This window comes from Pseudohaliea sp. (assembly GCF_040217025.1).
Taxonomy (GTDB): Bacteria; Pseudomonadota; Gammaproteobacteria; order Pseudomonadales; family Halieaceae; genus Pseudohaliea.
This window is the reverse complement of the sequence record NZ_JAVJOA010000001.1, coordinates 154,824-181,162: the sequence shown is the minus strand read 5'-3', so window position 1 is coordinate 181,162 and position 26,339 is coordinate 154,824. Positions and strand designations below refer to the sequence as shown.

The 26,339-nt window shown below is 68.0% G+C and carries 24 protein-coding genes; 7 read left to right on the top strand and 17 right to left on the bottom strand.

Going from position 1 to position 26,339, the window contains the following annotated elements:
• Nucleotides 1-9: 9 nt before the first annotated feature.
• Together RKE50_RS00765 and RKE50_RS00760 are read right to left on the bottom strand one after the other, a co-directional pair.
• Nucleotides 10-801 (bottom strand): copper resistance protein NlpE N-terminal domain-containing protein, encoded by a 792-nt coding sequence (locus tag RKE50_RS00765; RefSeq protein WP_350033575.1) that lies wholly within the window; start codon nt 799-801, stop codon nt 10-12.
• 59 nt (nt 802-860) lie between these two features.
• Nucleotides 861-1,595 (bottom strand): ABC transporter permease, encoded by a 735-nt coding sequence (locus RKE50_RS00760; RefSeq protein ID WP_350033574.1) that lies wholly within the window; start codon nt 1,593-1,595, stop codon nt 861-863.
• A 92-nt stretch (nt 1,596-1,687) separates the two neighbouring features.
• Here RKE50_RS00760 and RKE50_RS00755 point away from each other — a divergent pair, with 92 nt between their 5' ends.
• Nucleotides 1,688-2,260: a hypothetical protein gene (locus tag RKE50_RS00755; protein ID WP_350033573.1), complete on the top strand. Its 573-nt coding sequence runs from the start codon at nt 1,688-1,690 to the stop codon at nt 2,258-2,260.
• Here the strand turns inward: RKE50_RS00755 and RKE50_RS00750 are convergent.
• The 7 genes from RKE50_RS00750 to RKE50_RS00720 all read right to left on the bottom strand — a co-directional run bounded on the left by RKE50_RS00750 (nt 2,257) and on the right by RKE50_RS00720 (nt 7,925).
• Nucleotides 2,257-3,768 carry an amidohydrolase family protein gene (locus RKE50_RS00750; RefSeq protein WP_350033572.1) on the bottom strand — a complete coding sequence of 504 codons (1,512 nt, stop codon included), beginning with the start codon at nt 3,766-3,768 and terminating at the stop codon, nt 2,257-2,259. The genes RKE50_RS00755 and RKE50_RS00750 overlap by 4 nt on opposite strands.
• A gap of 23 nt (nt 3,769-3,791) precedes the next feature.
• Nucleotides 3,792-4,742 carry an MBL fold metallo-hydrolase gene (locus RKE50_RS00745; RefSeq protein ID WP_350033570.1) on the bottom strand — a complete coding sequence of 317 codons (951 nt, stop codon included), beginning with the start codon at nt 4,740-4,742 and terminating at the stop codon, nt 3,792-3,794.
• Nucleotides 4,739-5,218 carry a rhodanese-like domain-containing protein gene (locus RKE50_RS00740; RefSeq protein ID WP_350033569.1) on the bottom strand — a complete coding sequence of 160 codons (480 nt, stop codon included), beginning with the start codon at nt 5,216-5,218 and terminating at the stop codon, nt 4,739-4,741. Before RKE50_RS00740 ends, RKE50_RS00745 begins: the two co-directional genes overlap by 4 nt.
• 136 nt (nt 5,219-5,354) lie before the next feature.
• Nucleotides 5,355-5,753 (bottom strand): amidohydrolase family protein, encoded by a 399-nt coding sequence (locus RKE50_RS00735; RefSeq protein ID WP_350033568.1) that lies wholly within the window; start codon nt 5,751-5,753, stop codon nt 5,355-5,357.
• Nucleotides 5,708-6,220, bottom strand: coding sequence for a hypothetical protein (locus RKE50_RS00730; protein WP_350033567.1), 513 nt, complete (start codon nt 6,218-6,220; stop codon nt 5,708-5,710). The genes RKE50_RS00735 and RKE50_RS00730 overlap by 46 nt, the downstream gene beginning before the upstream one ends.
• A gap of 57 nt (nt 6,221-6,277) precedes the next feature.
• Entirely contained in the window at nt 6,278-6,748 is a 471-nt protein-coding gene (locus RKE50_RS00725) for a nucleoside deaminase (protein WP_350033566.1), read from the bottom strand.
• Between the two features lie 190 nt (nt 6,749-6,938).
• Nucleotides 6,939-7,925, bottom strand: coding sequence for a sensor domain-containing diguanylate cyclase (locus tag RKE50_RS00720; RefSeq protein ID WP_350033564.1), 987 nt, complete (start codon nt 7,923-7,925; stop codon nt 6,939-6,941).
• A 327-nt stretch (nt 7,926-8,252) separates the two neighbouring features.
• Here RKE50_RS00720 and RKE50_RS00715 point away from each other — a divergent pair, with 327 nt between their 5' ends.
• Both RKE50_RS00715 and RKE50_RS00710 read left to right on the top strand, forming a co-directional pair.
• Nucleotides 8,253-10,382, top strand: coding sequence for a S9 family peptidase (locus RKE50_RS00715; RefSeq protein ID WP_350033562.1), 2,130 nt, complete (start codon nt 8,253-8,255; stop codon nt 10,380-10,382).
• Nucleotides 10,383-10,390: 8 nt separating this feature from the next.
• Nucleotides 10,391-11,239, top strand: coding sequence for a phytanoyl-CoA dioxygenase family protein (locus tag RKE50_RS00710; RefSeq protein WP_350033561.1), 849 nt, complete (start codon nt 10,391-10,393; stop codon nt 11,237-11,239).
• A 4-nt stretch (nt 11,240-11,243) separates the two neighbouring features.
• Here RKE50_RS00710 and RKE50_RS00705 read toward each other — a convergent pair whose 3' ends face one another.
• The 4 genes from RKE50_RS00705 to RKE50_RS00690 are packed head-to-tail and all read right to left on the bottom strand — an operon-like array spanning nt 11,244 to nt 16,049.
• The gene (locus tag RKE50_RS00705; protein ID WP_350033559.1) at nt 11,244-12,218 is read right to left on the bottom strand and encodes a dipeptide epimerase; all 975 of its coding nucleotides are present in this window, start codon (nt 12,216-12,218) and stop codon (nt 11,244-11,246) included.
• A gap of 16 nt (nt 12,219-12,234) precedes the next feature.
• Nucleotides 12,235-13,239, bottom strand: coding sequence for an N-acetyltransferase DgcN family protein (locus tag RKE50_RS00700; protein WP_350033557.1), 1,005 nt, complete (start codon nt 13,237-13,239; stop codon nt 12,235-12,237).
• Nucleotides 13,240-13,248: 9 nt separating this feature from the next.
• On the bottom strand, nt 13,249-14,325 hold the full coding sequence (locus RKE50_RS00695) for a YkvI family membrane protein (RefSeq protein WP_350033556.1): 1,077 nt from the start codon (nt 14,323-14,325) through the stop codon (nt 13,249-13,251).
• The gene (locus RKE50_RS00690) at nt 14,322-16,049 is read right to left on the bottom strand and encodes an N-acyl-D-amino-acid deacylase family protein (protein WP_350033554.1); all 1,728 of its coding nucleotides are present in this window, start codon (nt 16,047-16,049) and stop codon (nt 14,322-14,324) included. Before RKE50_RS00690 ends, RKE50_RS00695 begins: the two co-directional genes overlap by 4 nt.
• 160 nt (nt 16,050-16,209) lie before the next feature.
• On the opposite strand from RKE50_RS00690, the gene RKE50_RS00685 reads away from it, so the two are divergent.
• Complete coding sequence (locus RKE50_RS00685) at nt 16,210-17,421, top strand: dipeptidase (RefSeq protein WP_350033552.1); 1,212 nt, start codon at nt 16,210-16,212, stop codon at nt 17,419-17,421.
• A 17-nt stretch (nt 17,422-17,438) separates the two neighbouring features.
• Here the strand turns inward: RKE50_RS00685 and RKE50_RS00680 are convergent, their stop codons facing one another.
• The 4 genes from RKE50_RS00680 to RKE50_RS00665 are packed head-to-tail and all read right to left on the bottom strand — an operon-like array spanning nt 17,439 to nt 22,516.
• A complete protein-coding gene (locus tag RKE50_RS00680; RefSeq protein WP_350033610.1) occupies nt 17,439-19,112 on the bottom strand; it encodes an amidase family protein in 1,674 nt (557 codons plus the stop codon).
• Nucleotides 19,113-19,168: 56 nt separating this feature from the next.
• On the bottom strand, nt 19,169-20,593 hold the full coding sequence (locus RKE50_RS00675; RefSeq protein ID WP_350033551.1) for a serine hydrolase domain-containing protein: 1,425 nt from the start codon (nt 20,591-20,593) through the stop codon (nt 19,169-19,171).
• A gap of 59 nt (nt 20,594-20,652) precedes the next feature.
• Nucleotides 20,653-21,846: a DmpA family aminopeptidase gene (locus RKE50_RS00670; RefSeq protein WP_350033549.1), complete on the bottom strand. Its 1,194-nt coding sequence runs from the start codon at nt 21,844-21,846 to the stop codon at nt 20,653-20,655.
• Nucleotides 21,847-21,883: 37 nt separating this feature from the next.
• Nucleotides 21,884-22,516 (bottom strand): TetR/AcrR family transcriptional regulator, encoded by a 633-nt coding sequence (locus RKE50_RS00665; protein ID WP_350033548.1) that lies wholly within the window; start codon nt 22,514-22,516, stop codon nt 21,884-21,886.
• A gap of 129 nt (nt 22,517-22,645) precedes the next feature.
• On the opposite strand from RKE50_RS00665, the gene RKE50_RS00660 reads away from it, so the two are divergent.
• Genes RKE50_RS00660 through RKE50_RS00650 form a run of 3 tightly spaced genes read left to right on the top strand, consistent with a single transcriptional unit; the run spans nt 22,646 to nt 26,293 of the window.
• Nucleotides 22,646-24,205 carry a class I adenylate-forming enzyme family protein gene (locus RKE50_RS00660; protein ID WP_350033546.1) on the top strand — a complete coding sequence of 520 codons (1,560 nt, stop codon included), beginning with the start codon at nt 22,646-22,648 and terminating at the stop codon, nt 24,203-24,205.
• Between the two features lie 16 nt (nt 24,206-24,221).
• Nucleotides 24,222-24,959 (top strand): enoyl-CoA hydratase/isomerase family protein, encoded by a 738-nt coding sequence (locus RKE50_RS00655; protein WP_350033544.1) that lies wholly within the window; start codon nt 24,222-24,224, stop codon nt 24,957-24,959.
• Nucleotides 24,960-24,976: 17 nt separating this feature from the next.
• Nucleotides 24,977-26,293 carry an APC family permease gene (locus tag RKE50_RS00650; protein ID WP_350033542.1) on the top strand — a complete coding sequence of 439 codons (1,317 nt, stop codon included), beginning with the start codon at nt 24,977-24,979 and terminating at the stop codon, nt 26,291-26,293.
• Nucleotides 26,294-26,339 lie beyond the last annotated feature (46 nt).

The following is a 26,339-nucleotide window of genomic DNA, read 5'->3' as shown; positions in this document are numbered from 1 at the left end:
CCGGACGGTTTACTCCATCGAGGCCGGCGACTCGCGGAAGCGCGCCAGGATCGCCATGCGCCCCTTGAACAGCGACAGCTCGCCGTCGCTGATCGCGTAGTCGCCCACCTTGCCGAGCATGTCGCGGAAGCGGTCCGGCAGGGTCATGTCGGGGCAGGCCATGAGCGTCCCGGCGAGCTGGCCGAACTCGATGCGGTCCCGTTCGAAGAGCCGGTAGCTGCCCATGAGGCGGTTGCAGCCGTCGCTGCCGCTGACCCTCCCGGTAGAGGGGTCGAAGCGGAGGCTCGGCGCGGGCTGGCCCTCGGGGAGCGAAACGGGTTTACCCATCAGCTCGGTGAGCACCCAGTCCCGGCTCTCCAGCCTGGGGTCGGTCAGGTCTTTCACGAGTACGTAGTTCTCCGCGAGTGCGCCTTCAATGCGTTTCCCCTGCCGGTCGAGGAAGAACAGCCGGTTTTCCCCTACCTGGTAGCGTTGGCTGTCCTCACCATCACCCAGGGTGACCAAAGAGCCGGCCTCGTTCCACTCGAATTCGCCCTGGTCGCGCCGGTAGCCGTCCTCGCGCTCGAGATAGCGGACGGTGCGCAGGTAGGTGCCGTCCGCGGTCAGGGTGATCACGGTCTCGATCCCCGGGCAGTCGGCGCAGGGCAGTATGCCCCGGTAAGTGCCCTCCCAGTCCAGGCTGAGGCGGCTGTTGTGGGCCGGGTCCGGGTTGGGCGGACGCGGGTCGGTCGGCTCCGGGCTTCCCGCAACGCAGGCGGACATGAGGAGCATAAGGGGCAGGAAAAGTCGTTGCTGAACCATGGACAGACTCCGGTGCGTGGACGGTCCCAGCATAGTCGCTGACTGTCCGTCGAGAAAGTTCAGTGGCCGTGGTCCCCGGGCTGTCGGGGGGCGAGCACCGGGCGCGCGCCGGCGAGGAACAGGGCCGCGGCGAGGCCCGCGGCGGCGAAGATCAGGCACATGATGAGGACCTGGTACCGGGCCGCCAGCAGCGGTGAGACGCCGGAAAGAATCTGGCCGGTCATCATGCCCGGGAGGGATACCAGGCCCACGGCGAGCAGCGCGTTGATCACCGGGATCATGGCTGCCTGGAAGGCGGTGTTGCGCGCCTCGATCCACGGGGCGCCGTGCCCCAGTTCACTGCGCACCCGCTCCGCGGCCAGGCTTACGGCGGTCATGGCGTTGGCGAAGGTCATACCGCCGAGGGGCACGAGGTAGCGCGGCTTGTACCAGGGCTCTACCTGCAGCACGCCCTGGGTGGCGAAGAGCAGGGTCACGCCGCCGCCGACCAATACGGCGACCAGGGAGTGTGCCAGCAGCCGCCAGCGCAGCTCCGGCACCGTGTTGAGGGCGATCCAGCCGGCCGCGCCCGCCATGAACAGCAGCACCAGCAGGATCAGCCACCAGGTGTCGGCGCCGAAGATGTAGGCGAGCACGTAGCCTACCAGCAGCAGCTGCACCAGCATGCGCAGCAGCGCGTAGAGCGGATGGCGCACGTCAAGAGTCCAGGCGAGGAATACCGCGAGGGTCGCCAACACCGGCAGGAACGCGAGGGCGAGGCGGGGCAGGCTGATGGCGATCACGGTGTCGGGCATGGGGCTCCGCGCTCCGGGCAGCGGCGTCTCGCTTGACAGCGATCGCTGGTCGATGCGTTTATGGAAGGCCACTTGAAGACAGAGGTCAAGCGATGGACAGCGCCGCGATCCTGAGCATCCTGAAACGCGCCTTCGACGCCTTCCTGCGCGACATTCTGCCCCTCATCGTCGCGGGCTTTTTCGTCTCGCTCCTCACGGGCCTGACGCTCGGCATCCTCGGCGGGCCGCTGCTGGCCGGTCTCTACCGCATGGTCTCGCTGCGCCTGCGCGAGGGCCGGGAGCCGCAGTTCGGCGACGTGTTCTACTTCGACCGCTTCCTGCAGTTCGTGCTCGCCTTCTACGCGCTGGTGATTCTCATCGCCATCGGCTTTGCGTTCTTCATCCTGCCGGGGCTTTTCCTGGCGACGATCTGGCTCTACGTCTTTCCGCTCATGGTCGAGCGCGAGCTGGGGCTGGGCGAGGCCATGCGCGAGAGCAAGGCATTGGCGGACCGCGTGGGCCTCGCGCAGCAGTTCACGCTGACGCTGGTCCTTCTGCTGCTGGGTGCCGTGCTGTCTGCGCTGACGGATGGGTTGAGCTCGATCTTCTTCACGCCCTTCGCGGCTGTCTACGTGCTCACCGCGCTGCGTGACGTGGAGGCCGGCCCGCGGGAAGCCGAAGGCTAGTCCGGCGCCTGCGGGGGAAAGCGGATCGCCTCGCCCGCGAACACATCATCGCGCACGCGGCCGCCGTCGACGGTGACCCGGCCGCCGACCAGCACGTAGTCGATACCTGTGGTCGGGCGCGTGCTCTCGGCATAGCTGGCGTTGTCGGTCACCGTCGCCGGGTCGAACACCACGATATCCGCCACCATCCCCGCCTGCAGCCGGCCGCGCTCGCGCATGGCGGCAAGGCCGGTGTCGCCGAGATGCTTTGCGGTGCGATAGCTCAGGGCGGCCAGCACGTGCATGAGCGGGATGTCGTGTTCCCGCGCCAGGCGCAGGGAGCGCCCGCGTGCCCCGGCGCCCCGGGGGTGCATGGCGGGCAGTGCCTCGTAGGGCGTCTCCCAGCCGTGGCGGCCGTCGATAGGCATGCCGTCGGAGCCCATGGTGATGCCTTCCATGCGCAGCCAGTCGGGAATCTGTTCCGGCGGCATCTTGTAGACGATGACGGGCCGGGCCGGTTCTTTCGCCACCGTCTCGAGGTAGCGCGCCTTCGTGTAGAAGGTCTGCGTCGCCGGGTCGAAGAGCGTGTCCTCGTAGCGCTTGCCCAGTTCCTGCTCATAGACTTCCGGGCGGAAAAACGCAGCATTCAGCGTGGTGGAGCCCGCCGCGTAAGGGTAGATCTCGCCCCAGACGTTATGCCCCTCGCGACGCAGGCCGAGGAGCAGGTCCTGCACCAGTTCCCAGCCCGGGTTGTTGAAGTGCATGACGATGGCCGGCGCACCCAGGGCGACGGCATTGGCGAGCATTTCCTGGATACCGTTCGGCGTGGTAGTGGCTGTTCCGGGCGTGTGCCTTGTATGCACGGCGCTCAGGCGGCCGTAGCGCGCCGCCACTTTCTGCGCCTCGTAGAGTTCGCGTGCGCTGGCACCGGGCAGGTAGCCGACGGTGGAGCCGAGGCCGATAGCGCCCGCCGCGAGGCCGGCGTCGATGGTCTGCATGATAGCCGCTGATTCTTCGGGGGAGGGCACACCGTCCGCCCAGCGGGTGCCCTGCCCGCGGCTGCGCGCGGCCTCGCTCACGTCCTTCGCCTCGATGCCGTCGAGCACGAGGGAGCGGGCAAGCTCGTGGCTGGAGGCGGTGCCGTAGTTCACCTGGGTGCGCCCGGCGCGCTCGGCGTACCAGTCGTCGACGCGAGTGCCGAGCGTGCCGAACTCGAGGTCCATGGCGGTGGTGAGGCCGTCGCGCAGCGCCAGCCTGTAAGCGATGGGCGTCACCCCGTGCAGGTGGGCGTCGATGAAGCCCGGCGCGACGACCTTGCCGGTGGCGTCGATCACCCGGTCGCCGGCGAGTGGTTCTTCGCTGATGGCCGCGATGCGGTTGCCGTCGATGCCGACGTCGCGCACGGCATCGAGGCCCGTCTCCGGGTCCATGACCCGGCCGCCGCGGAGCACGAGGTCGTGGGCGGTGGCCGGCAGGGCCAGGGCGAGTGCGATGAGCGCGGTGAGAGAGAGCCGGGGCAGGCGGATCATCGGTCGATGGTCTCCGTGTTCGCTTATTGTCGCGCCGCGAGCTGCTGCGCCCGCCAGGCGATCCCCTGGGCATTGAGCGCCAGGTCCATTTGCAATTGTCCCGCAATGGCATGGGCGGTGTCTTCATCGACCAGCGTCTGCAGCGCTGCCTCGGTACAGCGACGCAGGGCGCGGTCGAGGTCTTCCTCGGGTCGCGCACCCAGGGCCTCGTAGGTGCTCAGCTGGTCGCAGAGCAGGTCTGCCTGCGCCGGGTCGTAGGCGAGCGCACCGTAGTGCGTGAGGTACAGCCAGGCGGGGTCACGCCGCGCAAGGGTGCGCACGCTCTCGCGGTAGGCGGGCGGGTCGAACTGCGTCGGCGTGGTCGCCGGCAGCACGAAGGCACCGGCCGGCAGGCGCAGGTGGTCGTAGGAGATCCCGAACATGTCGCCGCTGAACCAGCCGCGCGTGGCCTCGTCCCAGAGGCAGAAGTGATGTTCCGCGTGACCGCGCAGGTGCACCGCCTCCAGGGTGCGGCCGCCGACCTCGAAACGCTCGCCGTCCGCCAGCGTGCGCACCCGCTCTGGCGGCGCCGGCACAATTTCACCATAGAGGTCGCGGAAGCTCTTTTCTCCGTAGACGCCGATAGCGCTGGCCACGAGCCTGCCCGGATCGATGAGGTGGCGCGCGCCGCGCGGGTGGACGAGGAGCTCCGCCCGGGGGAACTCGCGCAGGTAGAGGCCGGCAGCGCCGGCATGGTCCAGGTGAACGTGCGTCGGTACAACGTAGCGCAGCTGCTCGCGCTCAATGCCGAGGGCGTCGAGAGTGATCAGCAGGTTGGGCAGGCTGTGGGCCGTGCCGGTCTCGACGAGAGCGTACTCATCATTTCCCTCGACGAGATAGAAGCAGGCGACGCCCGGCGCGACGTAAGCCGCGTCGATGCAGCTGATGCCACCCGGCAGGGGCCGGTAGGGCGCCCCGCCGCCGTTTTCCGTCACTCGGTGACCGCGATGTAGGGCTCGGGCACCGAGAAGCGGTCGCTGTAGGTGTGGACCCGTTTCGTGGGCTCACCGTCGGGCGTGACCAGCGGTCCGCCGTGCTCGACCCAGTCGATGATGCTGCCGCGATAGTTGACGGCGGTGATCCCGCGCTCCCGCAGTTCGCGGGTGTACTTGCCGCTGCGGGCGCCAACGGTGCAGTAGGGCACGATGCGGGCATCCTCGTAGGCCTTGGGATTGCGTTCGTACTCGCGCCGCGTGATCGCGCCCGGCAGCATGGATACGGCCATCTCCTCCTCGGAGCGCACGTCGACGAACTGCAGCGGCTCGCCCTTCTCCTCGGCCTCGCGGATCTCCTCCAGGGTGATCGTCGGCACGCTGCCGCCGAACAGGCCCTGGGCGCTGGCCAGCGGGGCGAGCAGGGCGATGGCCAGGGCGGCCAGCCAGGCCGCGGCGGATTGGCTTTGCTTGCGCATGATGTCCTCCTTCTTCCTTTACCGCAGCTGGCTTTGCTGCAGCGGGATGGCGGCGAGTGTGCCACAGGCAGATGACGCTTAGCAGTTCGCGGCGCGTTTACCTGCGCTCTTCTTGCGGCAGGTCAAGTCCCCGGGTCTATTCCCAGCCCGTCCAGCCCGGCCCGCGCACGACGCGCCCGGGGGTCGCGCCCGTGTGTGCGCCGTCGGCAATGACGCGGCCGCCGTTCACGAACACCTGTTCCACGCCGGTGGAGTACTGGTGCGGGGCCTCGCAGGTGGCGCGGTCAGTGATGGTCTCCGGGTCGAACACGACCACGTCGGCGTAGAAGCCCGGGACCAGCCGGCCGCGGTCGACCGGGGAGAGGTTCTCGGCCGGCAGCGCGCTGGCCTTGCGCACGGCCTCGGCCAGGGACAGCAGGCTTCCCTCGCGGACGTAATGGCCCAGCACCCGCGGGAACATGCCGTAGTCGCGCGGGTGGGTGCTGTTCTTCAGGAACTCGCCCTCGGCCCGGCGCCGGTGAGCATGTTCTCCCACTCTTCCGAGTCCTCGCGCATGGCATCGCGCACGAAGTCCTGCATCGCCATCAGCTGCGCCGGTGTCGGCTGCACGTCGTCCATGCCGAGGACGTAGGCGCGCGGCGTGGTGGCGCCGAAGACCTCCAGGGTGATGCCCTGGGTGAGGTCGCTCATGCCGCGCCCGTCCCTGATCAGGTCGATGACGCTCCAGGCCATCATGTTGATGAAGCCCGGGCTCACCGCCTTGCCCGTTGCATCGATCACCCTCGCCGCCGCGGCGTCCTCGAGGTCTCCGATGGTGGCAATGCGGTCGCCGCGGATGGCGAGATCAGCCGGGTAGGGCGCCTCGCCGGAGCCGTCGACGATCAGGCCATTGCGGATCAGGGTGTCGTAGCGCCCTGCCGCCGTCGCGGCGGCGCTCACCAGCAGGAGGGCGAGGACGGCGACGGTGGTCCTGAGGGCGCGTTGAAGAGCTGGCGGGCGCATGGCGGATGTCCTCATAGAAGGTGTCTTGCAACAATTTGCACAGGATGGGCGAAGTGGCTATTCACCGATATCCTCAGCCCAGAGATCCGGTTTCTCGCGCTGCAGCCGCTCCATGAGCGCAATGCAGCGCGGGTCGTCGAGCACAGCGACGGCAATGCCGCTGGCGGCGAGCAGGTCCTCCGCGCCGAGAAAGGTGCGGTGCTCCCCCACGATGACCCGCCCGAAGCGATAGAGCACGGCGGCGCCGGTGCACATGATGCAGGGGCTCAGGGTGGAAACCAGGGTGAGCTGCGGCCAGTCGCGGCGGCGGCCGGCGTTGCGGATACAGGCAATCTCGGCGTGCGCCGTGGGGTCACCGCTCTGGACCCGCTCATTGTGGCCCCGCGCGACGATGCTGCCGTCCGCCGCGCCGATTACGGCGCCGATAGGGATGCCGCCTTCGGCCCAGGATTTCTCGGCCTGCTCGATGGCAGCGGCAAGCCAGTGCTCGACGTGGGCGCCTTGAGTGAGCAAAGCCGGGTCTGTCATGAGCTGTATTCCCCGTGAAGGGTGGGTAGTGTGCCATGACTGGTGCTTGCCTGCTCAGGCGGGCATGCCATCGTATGGAAGCCGCGTTTGCCCGCCGGAGCGTGCACCCTGCTGCCGGACTATCCAGCGGCTCCTCGTGGCATTCTCCGGGAGCTCGTGACTACAACCGATGGACAGCGAAAGACGAGGTTCAGGCGAGGAGGTAGCGGTTGCGCCCCGCGTTCTTGGCCTGGAACATCAGGCGGTCCGCCCGGGCAATCCAGTCGGCGAGGCTCTCGCCGGCGATGTGCGCTGTGGCTCCCAGGCTCGCCGTCATGGTCTGTGTCTTATCCGGCTGGCCGATACGTATCCGGCTGAGACGCTCCATGAACCGATCCAGTGCTTCTGCGAGCTGCCGTTCGTCCACGTCATACATCAGGGTGATGAATTCCTCGCCACCGATCCGCGCCACACGATCGGACGCGCGGAAGGAGGCAAGCGCTGCGTCGGCCACCGCGACGAGCACCTCGTCACCGGCGGCGTGCCCATGGAGGTCGTTGATCGATTTGAAATGATCGAGATCCCAGTAGACGAGCCAGACCGGAACGCCACTGCGCTCCCCAAGGTGCATGAACTGCTCGGCGAGGGGCTCCAGGGGCTTGCGATTCATCAGCCCGGTGAGCGGATCATGCGTCGCTGCATGCTTCAGCTCGGCCTGGGCGACCAATAACTGGAGCGTCAATTCGACGACATGGGCAAAGCGGTCCATCAATTCACGGTCGAAGGTGCTCGGAGACCGCGGTGCGACCGAGAGAATGCATATGGTGCCAAAGGGCTCTCCGTCTGGCCACCTGATAGGCATACCGAAATAGGAGGCCAGGCCGAGCTCGGTGTCGGGGTTGTCCCGCCACTCGGGGTCGTTGAAGGCATCGTGGACGACCAGCTCGGACCCCGTGCGCAGCACGGTATTGCAGTAGAGTGGCTCTCGCGGCGCCTTCTCGCCCTCTTCATAAGGCGTTTCCGGCAATTCCGAAGCGGCCATAACCTCCATCGTGTCCGGATTGCCGCGCATGACCAGTCCTGCCTCGACACCGCAGGCCTTGGCGAGCAGCGTCGCGATGCAGCGCCATTCGGCGATGATCTCGGGGGAGGGTTCGGGATGGCTGGGCGGAAAACCTTTCTCGTAGGCTTGAGCCATGGCTTTTCTCTCAGGGCAGGGGAAACCTTATCGCCGGGTAGCTTAGCGAAGCCGGCGGAGAAGGGAACCCCTCAGGGCGGCGATGGGTCTTCGGCGCTGATGATCGCAAGCCCTGCGTCGGAGGCTGCCTCAAAACCCGCTGCGCCGGGTTGGGGTCCAAGTCCCCCATGCCGACGGTCCGGGCATGCCGCGCGATGGCGTCGATGCGGACGGGTAGTGTGCCGCGACTGGTGCTTGCCTGCTCAGGCGGGCATGCTAGCCTCTTCGCGCCGCGTTTACCTGCCGAGGTTGAGCGACGCGGCACCGACCCCAACGGGACAAGGACGCATGATCATCAGCGCGTATCGACATCGGGTAGCAGCAGTCTGCGCGGGGATGATGCTGGCGCTAGCCGGGATGGCCGTCCCCGCGGCTCGGGCCATGGAACTGGAAGCTGTGCTCTCTGCCCCCATGGCCAGCGACCTCGTGCGCTCAAAAGCCGGTGACAGCATCGCCTGGGTGGAAAACAGCGCCGGCCGCCGGAGCGTGCATGTCGCCAGCGCACCGGGCTACGCGCCCCGGGAAGTCTTTGCGCTGGAGGGCGACCGTGGCGAACCGCTCTCGGCGCTGCGGCTTTCCGCCGACGGCGCGCTGCTCGCCTTCGCCCGTGGCGGCGGACCCAATGCCGCTGGCAGCAACGCCAATCCCGCCAGTCTGCCGCGCGGCGGCATCCGGGAAGTGGTGCTGCTGCGCACCGCTGACGGGGCGACCGTCAGCCTCGGTGAGGGCAGCCCGGCGGCCTTCTCGCCGGATGGCGCAATGCTCCTGCTCGCGCGAAGCGATGGCCTCTACCGTGTCGCTGCGGAAGGCGCGTTCCGGGAGGAGGCGCCGGCGCCCGATGCGCTGCTGACGCTCCAGGGAAAGACGATCGGCGCAGTGTTTTCGCCCGCGGGCGATCGCATTGCCTTCGTCAGCGCGCGCCGCGCCAAGCACAGCCTCATCGGCGTGCTGGAGCTCGCCTCGAACACGGTCACCTGGATCGCTCCCAGCGCGTGGCAGGACGAGCAGCCGACCTGGTCGCCGGACGGCGAATCCATCGCGTTCCTGCGCCGCCGGCCGCTGCTCATCGGCGAGCGGCTCGACATCACCGCGGGCCACCCGTTCCGGGTCATGGTGGCCGCCGCGGACGGCAGCGCCGTGCAGGAAGCCTGGTCCACCGACGAGCCCGCGTCGGGCCTGCCGCAGTTTCTCTACGGCCGCACGCTCTGGTGGCCGCAGGCCGACCGGCTGTTGTTCTACTCCGAGCACGACGGGTTCCTGCGCCTCTACGGTGTCGAACCCACGGCCGGCGCCACGGCCGAGGCGCTCAGCCCCGCGAGCTGCGAGGTCCTCGGCCTCGACCTGGCGCCGGACCGCGATCGCGTCGCCTTTGCCCACAACTGCGGCGACAGCAACCGGCGGCACGTGGCCGCCGTGGACCTCGCCAGCGGTGAGCTGTCTGCGCTCACCGAAGGCGAGGGTATCGAGGTCGGGCCCCGGCTTCTCGCCGGCGGGGCCCTGGCGGTGCTGGCCGGCGACCATCGCCAGCCCATGGCGGCGACCCTGCACCGCAGCGATGGCAGCGTGCGCCGGCTGACCGCGCCGCCGCCCGCGGTGTTCCCCGCGGATGCGCTGCAGGCGCCGGAACCGGTGCACATGACGGCCGCGGATGGCGTCGAGCTGCACGGGCAGCTGTTCCGGCCCGCCGACCACGGCGGCAAACGCCCGGCGGTGATCTTCCTGCACGGCGGCCCGATCCGGCAGATGCTCCTCGGCTGGCACGATCGCGGCTACTACGCGAACGCCTACGGCATGAACCAGTACCTGGCCAGCCGCGGTTTCGTGGTGCTGTCCCTCAATTATCGCGCCGGCATCGGCTACGGCCGCGACTTCCACCTGGCGCCGAATACCGGTCCGCGGGGAGCGAGCGAATATCTCGATGTGCTCGCCGCGCGGCAGTATCTCGCCGGCCTCGACACCGTCGACGCCGACCGCATCGGCCTCTGGGGCGGCTCCTACGGCGGCAACCTCACGGCACTGGCCCTGGCGCGCAACTCGGACCTGTTTGCCGCGGGCGTCGACCTGCACGGCGTGCACGACTGGTCGCTGCCCATGCCGGGCGAGGAGGGACGCTACTGGGGGCTCGCCGACGCCGACAGGCCGGAGGCGCGCGCCTCCTCACCGGTCGCCCACATCGAGGGCTGGCGTTCGCCGGTGCTGCTGATCTCCGGCGACGACGACCGCAACGTGCGCTTCGACGAAACCGTGGACCTCTACCACCGGCTCCTCGACCGCGGGGTCGATGTCGAAGTGCTGGTGCTGCCGGACGAGGTGCACGGCTTCCACCGTCACGCGTCCTGGCTCAAGGCCTACGGCGAGACCGCCGCGTTCCTCGCGGAACACCTGGGGTCGGCACCTTCAGGGGCCCGCGCAGAATGAACGGGGCTGTGGCTACGGATAGCGTCAAGCGGCTGTCGGAACTCGACAGCCAGGGGTATACCGTTATCGAGGGGTTCCTCGACCGCGAGCGGCTGGCCCGGGTGAATGCGCTCTACGACGCGTGGCTCGGCGGTCACCGGGGGCGCAACAACTTCGAGGGCACGTGCACGGAACGCATTTACACGCTGGTGGCCCGGGACCGCGTGTTCGAGGACATCGTCGAGGACCCGCGGATCCTCGCGCTCTGCGATGCGGTGCTCGCGCCCAACTACCTGCTCACGGCCAGCCAGGCCATCGTCATCGGCCCCGGTGAAACGCCGCAGCCCTGGCACACCGATGATTCCTTCTACCCCATCCCCCGGCCGCGCCCCATGGTCAGCCTGTCGACCATCGTGGCGGTGGAGGACTTCGATGCGGAGAACGGCGGCACGGAGGTGATTCCCGGCAGTCACCGCTGGAGCGATACCGAGGTCGCGGGTTACTACCGCCAGGGCGATGCCGAGGAAGATCCGGCGCTCGCCGACCGCCTCGCGGCGCAGGCCCGGCCGGTAATCATGTCCGCCGGCAGCTGCCTCGTCTTTGCCGGCACGCTGCTGCACCGCGGCGGCGAAAACGGCAGCACGCGCACCCGCCGCGCCTTCTCGAACCAGTACTGCCAGCCCTGGGCGCGGCCGCAGGAGAACTTCTTCCTCGCGATCCCGCCGGCGCGGGTGCGGGCGATGTCACCAGGGGTGCAGTCCCTCCTGGGCTATTCGATTCATCCGCCGTTCATGGGCCAGGTCACGGCCTACCATCCGCGCACGGCGCTCGAGCCGGGCTGGGTGCCGCCGCTCGAACGCGACGGGAACTCGCGCTGACCGTTCAGCCCCAGAGCGCAGGCGTCGGCAGGCCCACCTTTCCGCCGTCGCGGTAAGCGAGCCCATGCTCGATGTCCCCGGCGAGGAGCAGCGGGCCGTCGATGTCAACGAAACGGCAGTGCTGGCCGACCACGTAACTCGGCGCCATGGACAGCGACGTGCCGGTCATGTTGCCGACCATCAGCGCCATCCCCGCGCGCTGCGCTGCTGCAACCAGTGCCAGCCCCTCGGTCAGCCCGCCGCACTTGTCGAGCTTGATGTTGAGTACGTCGTAGCGCCGGGCGGCGGTGTCGAACTCGCCGAGGTGCAGGCAGGATTCATCCGCGCCCAGGGGCACCGGCGAGCGGAAGCCCTCGAGGGCCTCGTCGCCGCCCCGGGGCAGCGGCTGCTCGATCATGGCGATGCCGAGGCGCTCGCAGTGCGGCAGGTACTCGCGCAGCTCGTCGAAGGTCCAGCCCTGGTTCACGTCGATGACCAGCGCCGCATCCCGCCGCGCCGCGCGCACCGCCTCGATCCGCTCGATGGGTCGGTCGCTGTCTAGCTTGAGCTTCAGGTGCGCGAAGCGATGGGCCGCCGCGGCGCGCTCGGCCGTGACATCGGGCTCGGCGATGCCCAGCGTGTAGACCGTCGTCAGCTCCTTCGGCGAGAGATCCAGCAAGGACCAGACAGACCGGCCCGCGGCCTTGGCCCGGTAGTCCCACCAGGCGCAGTCCAGCGCGTTGCGGGCACCGCCCGGGGGCAGCAGCGCCTGGATGGCCGCTGCATCGGGCTCGCGCAGCTCGCCGGCCACGGCCTCCAGCTGGGCGGCCATGCTCTCGGCCGTCTCGTCGAGGTAGTAGACGCCGACTGCCTCGCCGCGGCCGGCGACGCCATCGCGGCTGAGGGTGACCCGGACCGTGTCCGTGGTCTCGAAGACATGGCCGGTGATCACGAACGGCTTTTCCAGCGGAAAGGAAACGATGTCGACCGTGAGTTTCATGAGGGCTCCGGCTGGATCAGAGATTGTCGATGATGGCCGCGGTGCCCGTCAGCAGCGGATCGACGGCCGGCAGGCCATAGCGCTTGCCGAGACGGGCGAGGTACTCGCGGCGCTCGCCTTCCGGCAGCGTCGAGGTGTTCACGCTGATGCCGACACAGCGGATGGCGGGGTTGGTGAGTCTGCCGATCTGCACGGTGCGCTCGATGACGTCACCGATGCTGGGCAGCGGCACGTGTGGCCAGCCCTCGATCTCCGTGCGCCCGGCTGCATGGCAGACGACGAACGCGTCGGGCTGCGAGCCGATGAGCAGGCCGTGGGTCACGGCCGCGTAGCCGGGATGGAAAATGCCGCCCTGGCCCTCGATGACGTCCCAGTGGTTCGGTGCATTCTCGGGGGAGAGGACTTCCGCTGCACCGGAGATGAAATCGGCGACGACGCAGTCGATGGGCACGCCCTCGCCCGCGATCATGATCCCCGTCTGGCCGGACGCGCGGAAGTCCGCCGACAATCCTGCAGCGCGCATATCGCGCTCGAGCTGCAATGCGGTGTACTTTTTGCCCAGCGCGCAGTCCGTGCCAACCGTGAGCAGCCGCATGCCGGTGCGCTTCCTGCCGCTGCCGACGGGCAGGTCAGCAGGCGCCGTGCGAACATCGACCAGCTTCGCGCCACCTTCGGCGGCGGCTGCGGCCAGCTCGGGGATGCCGGCGAGGCGGGTATGCAGGCCGGCGACGATATCGAGCCCGGCGCGCGCGGCCTCGGTGAGGGTGGCGATCCAGGCTGGCGGAATGCTGCCGCCGACCAGCGCGGTGCCGATGACGAGGGAGCCGACGCCGGCGCCCGCCGCCTCGGCCACGGTCATGTCGGGCAGGCCCAGGTCGCAGGCCCCGGCGCTCAGCCGCAGCTGGCCGGCGCAGTGGTCCCGGCGCCAGTCGACGATGCCGCGGCCGGTCTTGGCATAGGTGACCCGGCTCTCGTCGCCGACGAAGATCAGGAACGGTGTTCTCAGGGTCAGCGTGGGCATGTCAGCTCCTCAAGCAGTTCCGCGCACGATGCGCCATAGCCCCACGGTCATGAGCGGCAGAATCAGGACGACGATGAAAGTCCAGCTCAGCAGACCGTAGCCCCGGGCGATGAGCGCCACGATACCAAAGCTTGTTGCGCCGTAAACGGACAGCACGAACAGTCCCAGGGCAACGGCGGCACGGGCCCGGCGGGGCAGGCCTGCGCCTCGCTCCCTCGCGGTGACGTCGAGCCGCTCGTTGATCGCGTGCAGCACCCCGGCCCCGGTCTCGACGAAAGTGCCGAAAACGACAAGCTGGAACAGCGCCTCGAGCCAGGGAATATTCAGTTCGCTCATCAGGTACAGCGCGGGCACAGGCTCCGCCGCGATGTGCGGGTAGTGTGCCAGCATGGCGAGATAGAAGAGAAGTGCCGGAATGATGGCAATCACCCCGGTCATCACACCGGCGCCGACGGCCTCGCGCCGGTTGGTGAGCAGGGTCATGCAGAACAGGACCGCCGGAATACTCGCGTTGTAGGCCGCATAGCGCACGCCGGCGAGCGCCCAGTCCCGCGTCTCCGGGGGCTGGCGCAGCGCGGCCTCGATGGCCGGTCCGTGGTCGAGGAAGGTCAGGCCGAACAGGAGAAGGTAGACCGCGTAGAGCAGCACGGACCACCCCGCGAGCACACCGCCGATCGCCGACGACCCCAGGAAGGTCAGCACGCCCACCAGCAGCATCATGCCGACGGTACCGGCCCAGGCTGGCCAGCCCAGGGCGCTGTTCGCCAGTTCACCGGCTGCGGAGCCGATGACGGCGAGGATCAGGATGACCAGGACCAGGTAGGCCAGTTCGTAGACCGGCCAGGCACGGCCGAGCAGGGCGCGGGTAAAGGTGCGGTAGTCGTGAGCGCCGGTGATTCGCGCGAACTCGTAGGCGGTGCCCATCACCACGGCGAAGACCAATCCGGCGACGAGCAGGCCGAGGATCCCGCCGAGTGGACCCGCCGGCAGGAAGAACTCGACCAACTCCCGCCCGGTGGCGTAGCCGCCACCGATGATCACGGACTGAAACACGAGCCCGGGCAGCAGGTAGGCGCGCCAGTTCACGGTGACGGGATGGTCCCTGCCCCGGTCATGCTGTCGCCTTTGAAGGGAAGGTAACGTCCCAGGCGCTGCGGTTGCAGGACACCGTCGGCGATCGCCGGCCGGCCCCTGATGAAGACGTGGCTGACGCCCGTCGCGTAGCGCTGGGGCTGCGCCCAGGTGGCGCGGTCAATGATCTCCCCGGGGTCGAAAACGACGACGTCCGCGACGGCGCCTTCGCGGAGGACGCCCCGGTTCTCGAGGCGAAGGTAGCTGGCAGGCAGCCCGGTCACCTTGTAGACGGCCTCCTCGAGGGACAGCACCTGCCACTCACGCACGTAGCGGCCCAGAAGACGCGCAAAGGTACCACGCCCGCGCGGATGGGAGGGAGCCAGCTCCTCGCCGTCGGAGGCGACCATAGCCCAGGGCTGACTGAGCACCCGGCGGACATCCTCCTCGAGGATCGCGCCCAGCGTGACCATGGCATCAGTGCCTTCGGCGACGACGATACGGCGCAGCAGTTCGAAGGGCCCGATCCCCTGCTCGGCTGCCAGTTCCGTGACGAGGCGGCCCTCGTAGGATCCTTCGGCGCTGACCACGATACGCAACGATGCGTACCCGACCGTAGCAATCCAGCTGAAGACACCTGCCGGTGGATCCTCGGTCCTGGCACGGGCAGTGGCGAGCGCCTGCGGGTTGTCAGCGCTTTCGCGCCAGTAGCTGCGGAGGTCCGTCAACAGCTGCGCAATGCTCTCCGCCGGGATGCTCTTGCCTGAGAGCAGCGGATCGAGGCGCTGCATCAAAGCCTCGCCGGCGGGGTCCGTTCCGGGGTACAGGAGGTTGACGACAGGTGCAGTGGCGGCGCCGTCGTAGGGGTAGACGTCGACGGTCACCTCATGCCCTGCTCTGCGGAAGTCGTTGACCAGCTCGACAAGCGCCTCAGCGCTGCCGAAGTTTTTCCCACCCACGGCTTTCATGTGTGCCGGGTGTGCGTGAACGCCGGCAGCGGCTCCGGTTTCGAGGCACTCCCGGTGAGAGGCGATCAGGTTGTTGGCGGGGTCGCGGACATGCGAATCATAGCGACCGCCGTAGGGGGCGACGACCCTGGCCAGGGCGATCAGTTCAGCCTGGTCGGCGTAGCGACCCGGCAGGTACATGAGCCCGGATGAAAGCCCGACGGCGCCGAATTCCATGGCTTCACGGACCTGTGCCTTCATCTGGTCAAGCTCCGCCTCCGTGGGCGCGCGCTGCGCGTTGCCCATCACCGAGGCCCTTACCGCGTTGTGGCCGATGTAGGACAGGAAGTTCAGCCCGGATTGCCCCGCCGCCGCACGTGCAGCCGTTTCTTTCAGATCCTCGAGCCCCTGGTAACCGTCGACTCCGAAGACCGTGGTTGTAACGCCCTGGCGAAGAAAGCCCTCCATGGCTGCGGCCTGCTCGTCAGCGAACGCGCGATCCGCGTGGCTGTGGACGTCGATAAACCCGGGTGCCACGACCTTGCCCGCGACCGCCAGCCGCTCTGCGCCGCTTGCAGTGCCGAGGTCTCCGATTGCCGCAATGTGTCCATCGCGGAAGCCGACATCCGCCCGTCGTGGCGGTGCCCCGGTGCCGTCCACGACGGTCCCGCCGAGAAGCACCAGGTCAAATTCCTGTGTGTCGGCGAGGGTCTGACCGGCGCCCAGTGGAGTGCCCAGGACGACAGCCAGGAGGAGGGTGACAAGGCGGATTTTGGCGCCGGGAGCTTGCATGACGCGTTCCTCTTTTCCGTTAGGGACCAGGGCGGGGGCGTGGGGCGCCTCGGCAGGGATGGGGCGCTGCCTTGCCAAGGCGCGCTTCGATGCGGAGACTAGACACCAGCCGCGAATCGTTTGCGGCATGGTCACGCCCCCAAGATAGTGAGTTCTCCCCATGAAACTGTCCCCTGTTTTCCGTGCCACCGCCTGCACGTTCCTGTTCTTCCTGGCACTGCCCGGGCGCGCCGACGATGCGCTGGAGCGTGCCCGGGCGCTGCTCGAGGCGCACCCGATCATCGACGGTCACAACGATCTGCCGTGGGTGATCCGGGAATACGGGGCGGAAGTGGCGGACTGGGACTTCCATGGTGAAGTTCCCGGTGACACAGATATCCCCCGGCTGCGCGCCGGTGGCGTGGGCGGCCAGTTCTGGTCCGTATTCATTCCCGGCACCGAGGCCATGAGAGCTGAGGGTTTTGCCAAGACCCAGCTCGAGCAGCTCGCCGTTGCCCGTGCGTTGGTAGCAAGGTACCCGGAAGTATTCGCGTTTACCGGTACTGCCGACGAGGTGGAAGCCGCCATGGCCGAGGGCAGGATCGCATCGCTCTACGGCATCGAGGGCGGCCATGCGATCGAGAATTCCCTGGGTGCCCTTCGCGCCTACTACGACCTCGGCGTGCGCTACATGACACTGACGCACTCGCAGAGCGTGGACTGGGCTGACGCTGCGGGCCAGGACGAGCACGGCGGGCTCACGGATTTCGGCCGCGACGTCATCCGTGAAATGAATCGTCTCGGCATGTTGATCGACCTGTCCCATGTCTCGCCGGCGGTGATGAACGACGCACTGGACCTGAGCGAGGCACCGGTGATCTTTTCCCACTCCAACGCCTACGCACTGACACCGCACCGTCGCAATGTGCCCGACGCGGTGCTCGAGCGGCTCCGTCTCAATGGCGGTGTGGTCATGGTTTCTTTCGTCAACAGCTTCAACACGCCGGGCTTCGCGGAGTGGGAGGCCGGCTTCAAGGCCTTCCGCGGCGATGTCGAATGGGGAGAGCCAGGCTATGACGAGGCGCTCGACGCGTACACGGCGGAACATCCGGTGCCCGATGCCACGGTGGCCGATGTCGCCGACCACATCGAGCACATTGCCGCCGTGGCCGGCCGGGGTCACGTCGGTATCGGCGCGGACCTGTTCGGTGAACCCGACTGGATGGTGCCGGAGCTCTCGGAGGCGGACGATTACCCGAAGCTGTTCGCGGAGCTGATCCGGCGCGGCTGGACGGAGGAACAGCTTGCCACGCTGGCCAACGGCAACATCCTGCGCGCCCTGCGCACAGCGGAGCAGGTCGCCCGGCGCCTCACAGCCGCGCCTGCGGGCTAGCCCCGCCCGCGCCCGCGTCACGGGAAGGCCGGCGGGGGCTGCCGGGCGCGGGTTACCCGCTCGAACGCGGCGGCGATGCGCAGGAGCTTCGGCTCCTCGCAGGCGCCGCCGGCGAACGTTACCGCCCAGGGCCGGGTCGCGACGGCGCTCGCAGGGTCATCGCCGTCAGCGCCATCCGGGGAAAGTGACACGCTGCCGAAGGGAACCGTGACGGCCGGGTAGCCGGCCTTGTTGATCAATCGGGCGCCGGCAGCTGCGGGGAACAGCAGCGCGTCCAGCGCGTGGATCTCGAGCGCGGCGTCGATGCCCTCCGCGCGGGCAAGGCGAAGATCCCGCGCCCGGTCGCGCAGGTAACGCTCCCGGTCCCGCGCGAGGTCCACGGTGGCGGAGAGTTCAAGCCGCGCCTGGCCGTAGCGAGTCGCTCCGAAAGGGGCGAGGGTGCGGTTCATTGCGATCAGCCCGTCCAGCGAGGCGAACGGTGCGGCGCCTTGCTGGGTGGCCAGCCATCGGTTGAAGTCGCGCTTCATCCCGTATTTTGCGACCAGCGAGCAATCGCCGTCCGCACCGCGTACCTGTGACGGATAGGCGCAGATGCCGAAGCTTAGAAAGTTGTCGACTGCCCGCGGCGCCGTGATGCTCGGTATGTCGGCCGGTTCGATGACCGTCGCGCCGAGCGCCTCGAGCGCCGCACCCGCCTCGCGCAGGCGCTCGGCGCCTGCGGCGGACAGACCGCCGACCGGCGCCTGCTGTCCGGGTGGCGTGACGGGTTCGACATAGAAGGCCTGCGGAATACCGATGCGCAGGCCGGACAGGTCTTCGATTGCATCACCGGTCCAGGCGCCGTTCCCGGCCAGGGGCCGACAGGCACCGGTGGCTGGGTCCGCGGGGTCAGGTCCTTCCATGGCAGCGAGCAGCACCGCCGCATCGGCGAGGCTCCGGGCCATCGGCCCCGGCGTGTCCTGGTCGGCAGTGAGCGGTATCACGCCGTAGCGGCTGATGCGCCCGACGGTCGGTTTGATGCCGACCAGCCAACTGGTGCTGGCCGGCGACATGATGGAGCCGGAGGTTTCCGTGCCGACGTTCGCCGCCCAGAGGTTGGCGGCCGTGCCGATCGCCGAGCTCGAGCCACCGGTGTCCAGCCGACCCCGGCCGTCGGCGATGGTCGGATGGAGCCGCGGATCGTAGGGGTTGTAGCTGTGGCCGGCGATCGCGTTGTAGCCGTTGGGAAAATCCGTGCCCATCCAGTTCGCCAGCTCGGTCAGGGTGGTCTTGGCAATGATGACCGCGCCGGCGTCCCTGAGCTTGCGGGTGAGGGTCGCGTCGTAGGGGGGCAGGTAGCCGCGAAGGGCCTGTGCGCCGCCGGTGGTGGGCATGTCGGTAGTCTGGATCAGATCCTTGAGTGCGATGGGGATGCCGTGGAGTGGCCCGCGGAGCCGGCCCGCGGCCCGCTCCCGGTCCAACAGGTCCGCGTACTCCAATGCCCGGTCATTGACCGCCAGTGCCGCCTTAAGGTCGTCGTTGTAGCGGGCAATACGCTGGAGGTACTGCGTGGTGATGGCGCGGGCAGTGGTCCTCCCCTCCGCCATGGACTCCTGCAGCTCGGCAAAGCTCTTCTCCACGACCGAGAAGCGCGCACCGTTTGCGGGCGCCGCCCCGAGGGAAGGAGAGGAGAGCAGAACCACGAGCGGCATCACGGCCCACGGCCTGTGGCACCGCTGCCGTCGGAGGGCGGCCTGCCCGCGTTCCTTCATTGTGCCGGGTCGATGCGCTGTGCGGTGATCGTGCCGTCCCGGTACTGTGACGTCAGGCGCAATGCGCGGGGCGTCTCGTCGCTGAACCGGAAGACCCACTCGTCGTCGAAGGGCGCCCGGAAAACGCCGTCGCCCTGGGCGAGCAACGGAATAGCGGGGCCGGCCGCCGCGGTGCCGCCGAAGCGCAGCAGCAGCTGGCCGTCGTCGCCGGCGATGAAGCCAAGCCGCTCGAAGCCGATCAGGAACGGGTGAACCTCGAAGTCACCGGCGTAGCGACGCAGCTCTGCCTCGGGCAGAGTCAGCTGGCGTACCTCGAGCGGCGGAATACCCAGGATAACGCGCGCCAGCTTCGCCTCGATGGAGGACAGCGTCGGGTTGCCGCCCTGCCGGTTGGCGAGCAGCACGATGGTGAGGTCTTCCTCCGGATAGTACGCATGGTTCGATGAATAACCCCAGATATCGCCGGCGTGGGAGATCTTGCGATGGCCGTGGAATTCGGACAGTACCAAGCCGCCCAGGCTGTAGGTGTTCTCCACACCGTTTGCGAGCGTTGTCGTGCTCAGCAGCTGTTCCCGCACTGAATCCGGGATGGCCGGAGAGTGGAAGACGCCGCGGCGGTAGGCAATCACGTCGGCGGCGGTCGACACCAGCGAGCCCGCCGAAAACGGCACGAGCTGGTGCCATTGCGGCGCGTGGCTGTACGCGCCGTCACCCAGCTCGTAGCCACGGGCCATGTCCGGGATCACCTCGGTGAGGTCCCCGCCGAAGCTGCGGTCCATGCCCAGCGGTTCGAAGACCTGCGCCTGCAGGTAGCTGTAGTAATCCGTGCCGGTGACCGTCTCGATGATCAGGCCGAGCAGGTAGTAGCCGGAATTGCTGTAGCTGAAACGCTCCCCGGGCTCGAAGTTGAGCGGCAGCTCCTCGAACAGGGCGACCAGCTCATCGCGCGTCCAGGCATTGCGGCTCAGGGCCTCGCGGACGCCCGGAATCTCGGTGTTGTAGCTGGGGATGCCGGAGCTGTGGGTCAGCAACTGTGCCACCGTCGCGACCCGTCCCGGGCCTGCGTAGTCAGGCAGGTAGTCAGCCACCGTGGCGTCGAGCTCGATGCGGCCCGCGTCCACCAGTTGCGCAACGGCGAGCCCGGTGAAGGTCTTGGTGATCGAGCCGATGGCATAGGCCGTGCCGACCGTGGTCGGGACCTTGTGGGAAAGCTCCGCATGACCGAGAGCGCCTGCATAGAGCGTTTCGCCACCTTTATCTACCACCGCGACCAGCGATGGCATGCGCGATCCTTCCTGGGCCTGGGTGAGAATTGCCTCGAGGGCCTCGGTCTGCGCCGCCGTCAGCGGAGCCGCACCCGACGGCGAGGGCAGCGTGAGCAGGAGGGAGAGTAGCGCAACGAAGGAGAACAACCTGTGCATGTGGGTACCCTTTCTGTCGTGTCTGTCGAGACGAGTAAGCTGGCGGGATCTTTTGGGCGCTACGGCGAAGAAGGGGCGGAAGCCGCTTCGTCAAGGCGATTGTAGCGGCGCAGCACCGACTGCAGGCGTTCCTCAGGCAGTGCATGCACGGTGAGATTATTGGCCCCGGTCATGGTCTCCGCCGCCACCAGGGCGTTGGCCAGCGCTTCCTCTGTTGCCTGAATCGCCGCCTTGAACAGGCCGTTCAGCGCCTCACCGTGCCACGCTGTGGGCGATGTGAGGGTCTGCTGCTGCTGGCCGATGGAGATGGTATTGCCCGTGGAGAAGGCTAGCGCGAGTTCGCCGGACATGTAGCCACCGATACTGCCACCGCGGCCGACGCCGAGCGCGGCCCGGCGGGCCAGCCGGCGAAGCTGCGTCGGCGTCAGCGGTGCGTCAGTGGCCAGGATGATCACCAGGGAGTTTTTCTCTGCCTCGGCGGAATCACGGCTCGGCATCATGTCGGGAATCTCGCGGCCCACCGGGACGCCCGCGATCTTGAGGTTCTCCCGCTTGCCGTGGTTCGCCTGCAGCAGCACACCGACCGTGTACGTGTCATCGCCCACCGCGATCCTTCGCGACGCCGTGCCGATGCCGCCCTTGAAGGCGTAGGCGATCATCCCGGTGCCGCCGCCGACGTTGCCTTCCGCGACGCGGCCGGCGCTGGCGCTGTCGAGGGCCTCGAAGACATGCTCCGGCTTAACGTGGAAGCCCCACACGTCATTGAGATGGATATCCAGGGTTTCGGCGACAACGGGGATCAGGCCCGAGAACCACTGCGACGGTGGCAGCTGGTCGCGGATCCAGCGTGTCGTGGCGTGGTGCACCATGCCGACGCTGGTCGTGCCCGTAAGCATGATGGGGCCGCCGAAGTAGCCGGTCTCGTCGATGAGCCAGCTACCGGTCATTTCCCCGGTGCCGTTGATCACGGCCCGGCCCGCAGCGACCAGCTGCGAAAAATCTCTCCCCCGCGGCAGGATTGCCGTGACGCCGGTGCGCACGGGGCCTTCGCCGATGACGACCTCTCCACTGCCGTGGATGAGGGTGCTGTGACCGACCATCACGCCTGCCACATCGGTGATGGCGTTCACTGGCCCCGGCACGCCCTCGAAAGGCACGCCGAGATCCCTCGCCCGCGTGACGTCCTCAGCCCGGGCCGTCAGGAGAAGCGCAGTGAACAGGTAGAGAGCAATCGATCGGAAGGGCATGAGCATGGGGTCATCTCCCGGGTCAGTACATCGATAGGAACGTTTACAGCACGCTGTCCAGCATCTGCCGCCACAGGCGTTTTGTGGCGGGCACCGCTACGGCCCCCGGCTCCATGGCCATCATCTCCATCATGCCGTCAATGAAGGCCTGGATGATGTCCGCCAGTGCCCCCGCATCGACCGCGGCCAGTTCGCCACGGTCGACGCCGGCCTGGATGATCTCGATGAGCTGATTTCGCGTACGCTGGTTGAGGGAGCGGGTCAGGCGGTACTTTTCCTCGTCTTCACCCAGGCACCCGAGCAGTTCCACAAAGGCGATGTACAGGTCCGGATGTTCGGCCTGGTAGTCGAGGCACGCCTCGGCGAACTCGTGAAGCTTTCCCCGCGCCGTACGGCGACGCCGTACCCTGTCGCGTACGTAGTCACTGTAGGCCCGCACCGCCAGCCTCAGCGTGTGCTCACCGATCTCGGCCTTGCCGTCAAAGTAGTAGAACAGGACGCCGCGGCTGACGCCGACCGCTTTGGCTATATCGTCCATGGACGTGTTGGCGAAACCCTGGCTACTGAAGAGGGCAGCCGCGGCGTCGATGATCTGTGTCCGGCGCGCCCGCTCCGTGAAAGTCGGATCGCCGCCGCGGCGGCTCTTGCTCTTCGCTGGCTGCTTTTCTCTCGCCATCCTTCCTTCTCCGGTTGTCGCCCCTGGGCCGTGGATGTTGACAACTATGGCATAATTTGACGACATGTCAAAAATAAAACTATAGTTTATGTTCCTTGGATCGAAAGCGGGTTTGGGCGGCGGCTGGTCATGACTGCGATTGCCTACCTCGATGACTGGTTGAGTCATCACGCGGCAGAGAGGCCCGCTGACACGGCGGTCGTCTGCAGCGGTAGACGGCTGAGCTACGCTCAGCTGGAAGAGCGGGTCGATCAGTGTGCTGCTGCGCTGGTGGGCAGGGGCATCGAGGCGGGCGACCGGGTCGCCGTGCTGGCCTGCCCGAGCCTTGAGTTCTGGTGCAGTGCCCTGGCTGTCATGCGCGTCGGCGCAATCTGGATGGGGTTGAATCCCCGTTACCGACCTGCGGAGCTGGCCTATTTGCTCGCCGACAGCCGTCCAAAGCTGGTTCTCGCTATCGCGGCGTTTGAGGACAGGGATTACCTGCGCGAACTCGAGCGCCTCGAGGGCGCGCCGCCGGACGGCTACGAGCTTGTAGCGATCGACGAGTTCACGGCGGGACACACGGGCGCGACGGCGACCGCCGCACCACGCCTGCGGGACCGGGCCCGGGCAGCGCGCTCGCCGGAACGCCCGGCAGCGCTCGTGTACACTTCCGGCAGCAGCGGCAAACCCAAGGGTGCGCTGCTGAGCCACCACGGTCTGGTAACCGGTGCGGGCATGCAGGTGGCCCAGCTCGACGTATCGGTCCAGTCCATGGTCGTCAGCTTCCCGATCAATCACGTCGCCTGCCTGGCCGACACCTGTGCGACCACCCTGGTCAGCGGCGGCAAGATCGTATTCCAGGAGCGCTTCGACCCGCGGGCGCTCCTCGAGGCGACGGCCGAGGAGGGCTGTACCATGCTCGGCGGCGTGCCGACCATGCTGCAACTGCTGCTCGAAGATCCCCTGCTGCCCACCCTGGACCTGTCGTCACTCGAGCTGATTGCCTGGGGCGGCGCCGCCATGCCCCGGGAGTACCTCGGGCGGCTGAACGAGCTCGCGCCCCGGCTGATGACGCTCTATGGCCTGACGGAGACGTCCGCCAACATTGCGTTCGGCGACAGTCGCGAGGATCCCGCAGCGCTCTTTGACAGCGTCGGCAGAGCCGACCCCTCTGTCGCCTGCCGCGTCGTCGATGAGCAGGGCCATCCCTGCGCGCCGGGAGCAGCCGGGGAGCTTCAGTTCCGTGCTGACTTCTTCTTCATCGGCTACTGGGAACGCGAGCAGGCGACGCGGGATGCCTGGACGCACGATGGCTGGTTTCGAAGTGGCGACATCGGAACGCTCGACGTCGATGGCCGCCTGCGCCTGAAAGGCCGCCGCTCAGAGATGTTCAAATCCGGTGGCTACAACGTCTACCCCCGGGAACTCGAAGCCGCACTGGAAGCGATACCGGGTGTCGCCGCGGCGGCGGTGGTCGGTGTCCCCGACCCGCTCTACCAGGAGGTGGGCTATGCCTGGGTCGTGCCGGAGGCGGGCACCCGGCTGAGCGAGTCGCTGCTGCGCGACGCCTGCCGCGATCAGCTGGCGAACTACAAGGTACCCAAGCACTACCGCATCGTCAGTGAGCTGCCGCTGCTGCCCGTTGGAAAAATCGACAAGGCCCGGCTCCAGCGGCTTGCCGCCGAGCAGCTGGACAGCCCCGGTTGAACAGAGGAGTACACGCTTGAACCAGCCAGTCACGCGCGAACATCGCGACGGCATCTGCATCCTGTCACTGAACCGTCCCGACAAGCTCAACGCGATCGACGCCGCGTTGATTTCCGCTTTGAATGACGCGCTTGCGGCGGCGCTGGAGTGCCCCGACGACCGGGTCATCCTGCTGCGGGGGGAGGGCAGGGCATTCTGTGCAGGGAATGACCTGGAGGCGAGCGACGCTCAGGCTGCCGGCGGCATTGCCCGGGCAGACGTGCAGGCCCATGCCGAGGCCCTGCAGGCCATCTCCCGCAAGCTTCTGCTGGGCGACAAGCCGGTGGTCGGTGCCATCCACGGCTGGGCTGTCGGCGCTGGCTTCGAATGGGCGCTCAACTGCGACCTGACGGTCTGGGGCCAGGAAGCGCGGGCGTTCTTCCCGGAGCTCGGTCTCGGTCTCTTCCCCACGGGTGGCGTACTCTCCCTGCTGCCGCGTATCGTGGGGCTGGCGCGCGCTCGGGAGATGTTCCTGCTCGGCGAGAAGTACGACGCGGACACGCTGCAGGGCCTGGGCCTGGCCAACCGGGTCGTCCCCGATGAGCAGGTACTCGAGGCTGCCCTCGGCATTGCGGAGCAACTGCTCGAGCTGCCCGCCAGCGCTGTCGCCCGCTGGAAACGCGCGCTGCGCGAGTCCTCGACGCTGTCACTCGAGGAGACGCTGGACCTGGAAGCGGATGCCCTCGTCGCCGCGATCTGCCAGCAGGCCGTCTAGCATGCCGACGCCGGCCCGTGGCTGAATCCGGTCAAAGCGAAGTTGCACGCACCGTGGGGGTCGTCGGTGCCACGGCGATTATCGTCGGCTTTGTCATCGGCGTATCGGTGTTCGTCCTGCCCGGTTCCCTGGCCGGCAGTACCGGTCCCGGGGTGGTGGTGAGCTACGCGGCGGCTTCCCTGCTTGGTCTGCTGGCCGGTGTGGTCGGCGCGCAGCTCGGCTGTGCCTACCAGACCGACGCCGCCAGTTTCGTTGCTGTGTCGCAGCTGCTGGGCGTGCGCTGGGGTTTCCTGCTCGTCTGGATGATCGTGGGGGCCAGCGCCATCGGCGTCGGGCTGCTGGCGCTCGGGCTCGCGAACTACCTCGGCAACGTTCTCACGGTCGAGGTGCGCGGTGTGGCGGTCGGCGCCGTGCTGGTGTCCGGCGCGGTCAATCTGTGTGGCGCGCGGGCGGGCGCCGGCCTGCAGCTGGTACTGGTGGTCGCATTCCTCGCTGCGCTGTTCCTGTTCGTGGGTGCGGGGCTCCCGGCCGTGGACGGTGACCTTCTCAGCCCGTTCTTGCCACGCGGAGCCGGTCCGGTTTTTGCCGCCATCGTCCCCGCCTATTTTTCCTATGCCGGCTTCTTCGTGATCATTGAACTCGCGGGTGAGATTGAAAGCCCGGCGCAGACCATCCCGCGAGCCATGGCGATCAGCTTTGTCCTGGTCGTCGTCACCTACCTGGCGGTTGCGTTGACGCTGGTAGGGCTGGTCCCCTGGGAAGCGCTGGGGGGCGATCCTGCGCCGGTGGTCACGGCTGCCCGTCGCGTGCTCCCGGAAGCGCTGATGCTGCCGCTTGCGCTTACCGCGGTGGCGGCCGGCGCGAGTTCGATCAATGGAATCCTTCTCGCCTACTCCCGCGACCTGCATGCCCTGGCTGAGCGCGGCCTGCTCCCCCGGAAACTCCTGTTGCACGCGCGAAGCCTGCCGGACCGTACCGCCGGCGTTGTCCCGATGACGCTCCTGGCCCTCGTCGCCGTGATGAGCAGCGGGGATATCACGGCGCTCGCGACCCAGGCCGTGCTCGGTATTCTCTTTGCGCAGGTGCTCCTCGGTCTCGCCCTGTGGCAGCTGCCCCGGCGGGATCCGCACAGGCTCGCAACCGCCGGCTTTGTCCTGCCTTCCGTCGCGCTTCGCGCATCTGCCGGGCTGCTTGTCGTTGCTTCTGCGGCAATTGCGCTGCTCGTGGTGGCGGGGAGCCCTCGCCAGGCCGCGTTGGCCGGGGCATTCCTGGGACTTGGCGGGCTCGTCCATGCTTTGTCGGTTCGCCGCGGCAGCCCTCAGCAAAGCCTCTGACTTAATGAATAAAACTTGACACAGTGTCAATCGTCTGCCAAAAAGA

Excerpts from the sequence above, each read along its gene's own strand:
- RKE50_RS00765 (WP_350033575.1), bottom strand. The coding sequence starts at position 801 with ATGGTTCAGCAACGACTTTTCCTGCCCCTTATGCTCCTCATGTCCGCC.
- RKE50_RS00760 (WP_350033574.1), bottom strand. The coding sequence starts at position 1,595 with ATGCCCGACACCGTGATCGCCATCAGCCTGCCCCGCCTCGCCCTCGCG.
- RKE50_RS00755 (WP_350033573.1), top strand. The coding sequence starts at position 1,688 with ATGGACAGCGCCGCGATCCTGAGCATCCTGAAACGCGCCTTCGACGCC.
- RKE50_RS00750 (WP_350033572.1), bottom strand. The coding sequence starts at position 3,768 with ATGATCCGCCTGCCCCGGCTCTCTCTCACCGCGCTCATCGCACTCGCC.
- RKE50_RS00740 (WP_350033569.1), bottom strand. The coding sequence starts at position 5,218 with ATGCGCAAGCAAAGCCAATCCGCCGCGGCCTGGCTGGCCGCCCTGGCC.
- RKE50_RS00730 (WP_350033567.1), bottom strand. The coding sequence starts at position 6,220 with ATGCGCCCGCCAGCTCTTCAACGCGCCCTCAGGACCACCGTCGCCGTC.
- RKE50_RS00725 (WP_350033566.1), bottom strand. The coding sequence starts at position 6,748 with ATGACAGACCCGGCTTTGCTCACTCAAGGCGCCCACGTCGAGCACTGG.
- RKE50_RS00720 (WP_350033564.1), bottom strand. The coding sequence starts at position 7,925 with ATGGCTCAAGCCTACGAGAAAGGTTTTCCGCCCAGCCATCCCGAACCC.
- RKE50_RS00715 (WP_350033562.1), top strand. The coding sequence starts at position 8,253 with ATGATCATCAGCGCGTATCGACATCGGGTAGCAGCAGTCTGCGCGGGG.
- RKE50_RS00705 (WP_350033559.1), bottom strand. The coding sequence starts at position 12,218 with ATGAAACTCACGGTCGACATCGTTTCCTTTCCGCTGGAAAAGCCGTTC.
- RKE50_RS00700 (WP_350033557.1), bottom strand. The coding sequence starts at position 13,239 with ATGCCCACGCTGACCCTGAGAACACCGTTCCTGATCTTCGTCGGCGAC.
- RKE50_RS00690 (WP_350033554.1), bottom strand. The coding sequence starts at position 16,049 with ATGCAAGCTCCCGGCGCCAAAATCCGCCTTGTCACCCTCCTCCTGGCT.
- RKE50_RS00685 (WP_350033552.1), top strand. The coding sequence starts at position 16,210 with ATGAAACTGTCCCCTGTTTTCCGTGCCACCGCCTGCACGTTCCTGTTC.
- RKE50_RS00680 (WP_350033610.1), bottom strand. The coding sequence starts at position 19,112 with ATGCCGCTCGTGGTTCTGCTCTCCTCTCCTTCCCTCGGGGCGGCGCCC.
- RKE50_RS00675 (WP_350033551.1), bottom strand. The coding sequence starts at position 20,593 with ATGCACAGGTTGTTCTCCTTCGTTGCGCTACTCTCCCTCCTGCTCACG.
- RKE50_RS00670 (WP_350033549.1), bottom strand. The coding sequence starts at position 21,846 with ATGCTCATGCCCTTCCGATCGATTGCTCTCTACCTGTTCACTGCGCTT.
- RKE50_RS00665 (WP_350033548.1), bottom strand. The coding sequence starts at position 22,516 with ATGGCGAGAGAAAAGCAGCCAGCGAAGAGCAAGAGCCGCCGCGGCGGC.
- RKE50_RS00660 (WP_350033546.1), top strand. The coding sequence starts at position 22,646 with ATGACTGCGATTGCCTACCTCGATGACTGGTTGAGTCATCACGCGGCA.